Origin of the sequence: Nostoc sp., from assembly GCF_036917375.1 — a bacterium.
Lineage (GTDB): Bacteria > Cyanobacteriota > Cyanobacteriia > Cyanobacteriales > Nostocaceae > Nostoc.
The window spans coordinates 1-5211 of the sequence record NZ_JBALDN010000022.1; the positions used below are offsets into that span (position 1 = coordinate 1).

Below are 5211 nucleotides of genomic sequence, written 5' to 3' on the forward strand. Positions count from 1 at the left end.
AGATTTGTAATTCTACATCCATTGACCTACTTACCTTTCAGGGTTTTATTTTTTTATTCTTTTATTCAGAATACCCGGAAAGTGACAGAAGAGGGCTAATTCGGATCGTGAACGAGTATCAGCAGCAGTAAATAGACAAAACTCAGAATTGGCAACTACCCACAACCATTCCTTAACTCCCTTGACCGACCAAGGTGTTTCATCCACATGAATATCGGGTTGTGTCTGTTTTATCCAAGTACTTAACTCAGTGACACTCGGTTCAATTGCTTGAGTTATTCGTTCATTGGTTGCAACTAACGTCCCCAGCCCAATATCAATTTGTCCCAATCCCCACAACAAAACTTGATTGTTTCTCATAGGGCATATGTACATAATTATTTGCCCACTCTAAAAATGCTTGTAACGACGTTCCTAAATCTTGCCCTGGAATAATGTTTTGTGGCCAAGCTGCTGTTTGTAAATTGCCACAACAGTCACATATACAGGTATGGCGTTGATACTCCACTTACCTTGCTCTGCTCAATAATTATCTCTACCAGTTTTTCTTTCGGCAACTGGTTCAAGCTTTCTCGATCTAAAACAGTATGGCAGGTTTTGGTTCATATTTGTGATATTCCTCCTCAAGTGTTCCCTTTGTCAATACTCTGCTACCTGAATCCTTACCTTTTGTTCATTTTGCTGATGTATCACAAAGAGTAGCTACTAGATCAAAGCGTACTGAGAAAGCAGCAATTTTAGGCGAATATTTTACGAAGTTATTAGATGAAGACTTAGTGCTTGCTACACGGTACTTTGCCAGTTATATATTTCCCTTGCGTGACTAACGCAAGGGAAATATCGGTGGAGTGCCTAAACCTACAATCCAGCTAGAGGTAAGCTGATTCAAGCGGCTCGACTACAAGGGCGGCAATACTTCTTTAATTACTTTCTTTTGAAGTGATATGCAACTACCCAATACTCTTCGTCACCAATGATCATCAAAATTGCAAATCCCTCAAAGCATGGGCTAGAGAGAGATTTTGGGTATTGGGTACTTGATATTGTGTTTTTTGACTGCTAGGTTAAATTATTTGCTTTCTCAACTGCTTCCTTTAACTCTTCAAAGGTAATACTGCCGTCATCGTCTGAATCATAATTTACTAGCAATTCCTGGGGACTAGTGGTATTTGTTTCTGATGAAATGATTGCACTTAAGCCAGGACTTAAAAAAAGATCGTTAATTGATACTTTGCCGTCTCGATCGCTATCTAAGGTATTAAAAAGAGATTGAAGCTCTTGCTCGGTTGTCATAAGTTTCGATGCGAATAGTTTTTCAACTTAATATCTCATTAATCTCTGATGAATCTCTCAAAATTAAATAAACTTGTATCTTTAGACGTAGAAACGGCTATCGCTGGGGCTTAGATTGGGTGTAGTGGGTTACAGGGTTTAAAGTCTGACGATAAAAGAGGAGCTTGAAAACAGGCTGGGATAATTGGCGTGAGTACCCCAGTTTCAGGCATACCGCACTCACCCAGATGAGTAATGCAGGCATACCGTTGAGTAACAAAAGGCTTAATGTCTACCAAACACGATAATCAACACATGATTCACACCATCTACTCCACCCAATCGGGCGCTCCGGCTATCAGTTGACCAAACTTCTCTGGTTCAATATCTTCAAACTTCAAGATCGCGCCTCACCGCTCATCAATTGTTAATGTACTGAGTAACTCTTTTACCGCATCACCCCCATTCTCCACCCGTTCAATTGCCAGCCGAGCATAATACTTAACCCTTTAATATAAGATTTCTACATAGCCTTCTGTTCCATTCACCCGGATTCTCTGTCCGTCATCGATTAGCTTGGTAGCATTTTCCACTCCGACAACTGCTGGTAAGCCATATTCACGTGCGATAACTGCTCCATGTGTCATCAATCCACCAACTTCGGTGACTAGACCTTTTATGGATACAAACAATGGTGTCCAGCTAGGGTCAGTAAAGGAGGTGACTAATATATCTCCATCTTCTAGATCGGCATCTTCCATGTTTAAGATGACACGTGCTCGTCCCTCTATAACTCCGGAAGAAACAGGTAGACCTATAATAGCTTCGGGTGGGAGATTTTCTCGTTTGTACCGACCCGCAATGATTTCACCGTCAGACGTGATAACACGTGGGGGAGTTAGTTTTTCATATAATTTGTACTCGTCTTTTCGTTGGCTAATAATCTGGTAATCAAGTTTATTTGTGCGTATGACTTCGCGAAGTTCTTCAAAAGTGAGATAGTATATATCTTCTTTTTCATGAATAACGTTGGCTTGTACGAGTTGTTCGGCTTCTTTTAGTAAAGCCTGCTTATAAACAAAGTAGCGATTAATCATGCCGTATTTTGGATATTCACGATAGCCCGCGAAATTCCGGACTAGGCCGATCATTCGTTTTGTCTCTTCGGCCTTTTGTTCGCCATCCGGTAATTGCTTCAATCGATCTAATAACTCTTGTTCTTTTTTCAAAGCTGACTGTTGCCCTTGCTCAAATTTCCGATTGCTGGCATTAGGCTCAAAGTTTTTGATGTTACTGAGAATCAGGGGGACAAGTGTAGTTGGCTTTTCACTCCAACGAGTTTTAGTAATATCGATTTCTCCGGCACATCGCATTCCGTATTTGTTGAGATAAGCATAGATAGCGTCTTGGATTTCCTTTCCACCATTAAACTTAACCAGTTCGTCCAAAAAGCTATCATCTTTTACATGTTGTAAATAATTAATTACTTCAGGATAAGGACGAATCACGTCTGCAACATCCAACAACTCCAGACCCATAGATGAAGTAATATTGTTGGGTACAGATTGAGAAAGCGTGTCTGCTGCGTTTTTTTCGCCTAACCACTCGTTCATTTTTTCATTGATCCAAAAGGAAGCATTCATACCAGTCATAAGCACACCAAAACTCTGTGAATCAGAGTTGGTCTTCTTTAATTGCTGGATATCTTCCAGGATAAAATCAAACAGATCCGATCCTGATTTCGTTTGGATGGTTTGTTTTAACGCTTCGATCGAGGTTTGACTCTGTTGAATCAAATCAGCAACGATCGCCGGATCGTAGTCATTTAAGGTTTGAAAATCCGCAGGCGATCGACCTTTACTGCTTTTGCCGGGACTTTGATCGTCCGGTAACAATTTTATAAAATCTCCCCGCTCTATGATGGTTGTCAGTGCATCTTTCATGAGCGGATCGGATTTTCCCAATGTGACGTTTAATATAGTTTCTCTGCCGACAGGTGAAGCCAGCGTCGCTGTAATATCAACAAATAACCTTCCACCAGCAGTGTGCATGGGTGTATGGGTCGTTAACAGGAAAAAAGACAATCCCAATGGTTTCATGGCATCGGTCATCATTTGGTTGTGACCGACAGAAACAAAGACGTGATTTTCCCGATCGTTCGCTTCAGGGATCGGGTATAAAGTAGCGATCGGCCGACTCTGGACAATATAAAATGTATCATCAACCAAACACCATTCGATGTCCTGGGGGCGGGCGAAATGTTCTTCAATCTTTCTGCCTATGCGCTCAAGCTGTACAATCTGCTCATCCGTCAGCGCTTGCCTGTTCTGTTTCTGTTGCTCAATCTCCTGTTCTTTCGTACCGCCATCTTTTAAGGCGTAAATAGCCAGTTTCTTGGTGGATATCTTCTTATCGATAACCTTGCCGTTACACACTTTATAGATATCAGCATTCACAATACCTCTGACCATAGCCTCACCAAGTCCGAAGCTGGCATCAATAGATAACACCTTCCTATTAGAAGTGACGGGATCGGCAGTAAACAAAATTCCTGCCACCTGCGGAAAGACCATTTTCTGAACAACCACAGACATGTGGACTTTACGGTGGTCGAAGCCGTTTTGAAGGCGGTAAATTACTGCCCTCTCGGTAAATAGCGATGCCCAGCACTTGCTGATATGCTGATAGATTGCCTCCTTTCCAATAATGTTCAAATACGTATCCTGCTGGCCTGCAAAAGAGGCCGTTGGTAAATCCTCTGCGGTTGCGCTGGATCGTACTGCATAAGCATTTTTTTCATCAAACTTGGAGAGGAGGCTGGCGATCTCTTCATTAATGTCTTGAGGAATGGTTATCCCTTCGATGAAAGAGCGAATCTCACCGCTAAGTTCACCGATTTTATCCCGGTCTTCCATCTTTAGCTGCGATAACCGATCGAGTAATTCGTTAATCGACGACGTTTCCGCAATAATTCTTTTAAAGGCTTCAGTAGAAATGCAGAAGCCATCCGGTACGCGGATTCCTTCGATCTTGGAAAGTTCCCCCAGATTTGCGCCTTTACCCCCAACAACCGTGATTTTTGTTTTATCAATATCTTGAAAACAAAGCACAAATGAACTCATCAGTTTCGCTCCTTTGGCAATTCATACTTTGGTATTTGACACTTTTGTGTGACTGTTTGGAAAGAGAAAATAGTAAATCAGTTAAAATATCCAGAATTAAAACTGGGTTTAAATTGATTCATTGCATTAATTAAATGATTGAATCCCAGCAATAACTTGGAATTTGGGAAAATATCTAGCTAGGGATAAGTCAATCAAAAGCTAAGTTATATTCAGCTATCTTTCTAGCAGATTTTACATTAGCAGAAAGTCAGAAAAAATGGCCCTAGAATTCAAAGGCGATCGCAGCGCATATACAATTGCCAGTAAGTAGTGTTTTCATCCAACTATCTCCTTCAATTTCCGGGTGTATCAGTTGTAGTTCAGTGGTGGCAGATAACCTTTGCACCACTACCTATATCTCTCAATCATTCGGCTTAGGAACTATGTTATGTAAGTTATTCATCTGGCTGATGAATAGGAATAAGCCATTAGCAGAGCAGGTAACTTATACATTTGCGGGCTTAATTTCTGATAAAAAGCTACTTCCTTGACTCACGTGATGAAGCCATCATTTCTCTTCCAAATAGTAATTTATAGTTTAAGCAATACTTTAGGACTTACGCAAAAACCCTCTCAAACTCTCATTTCTCCGTGGCCTCTGCGTAAGTCCTATACTTGTGTGATGTCGGCAAAATCTGAGATAAGCTCAATGTAGCGTTCAGACATGAGTGGGTTATGAAGCAATACGGTTCAGTTAAGGCTGAAAGTCGTGTAAATTAAGCATTGTCCAAGAATGAAAATGAGCGTGTGGTGCATCTCAAAGATTTCTTATTGG

General features: G+C 41.1%; 3 protein-coding genes and 1 pseudogene. All 4 read right to left on the reverse strand.

The window, feature by feature from the left end; all coding sequences use genetic code 11:
• Positions 1 to 63 precede the first annotated feature (63 nt).
• A pseudogene (locus V7K45_RS05395) lies at positions 64 to 508 on the reverse strand (IS66 family transposase); the annotation flags it as partial.
• A 551-nt stretch (positions 509 to 1059) separates the two neighbouring features.
• Positions 1060 to 1293 (reverse strand): EF-hand domain-containing protein, encoded by a 234-nt coding sequence (locus V7K45_RS05400; RefSeq protein WP_335001127.1) that lies wholly within the window; start codon positions 1291 to 1293, stop codon positions 1060 to 1062.
• A gap of 488 nt (positions 1294 to 1781) precedes the next feature.
• The gene (gene ppsA, locus V7K45_RS05405; RefSeq protein WP_335001129.1) at positions 1782 to 4394 is read right to left on the reverse strand and encodes a phosphoenolpyruvate synthase; all 2613 of its coding nucleotides are present in this window, start codon (positions 4392 to 4394) and stop codon (positions 1782 to 1784) included.
• Between the two features lie 265 nt (positions 4395 to 4659).
• On the reverse strand, positions 4660 to 4785 hold the full coding sequence (locus V7K45_RS05410; RefSeq protein WP_335001131.1) for a hypothetical protein: 126 nt from the start codon (positions 4783 to 4785) through the stop codon (positions 4660 to 4662).
• Between the last annotated feature and the right edge of the window lie 426 nt (positions 4786 to 5211).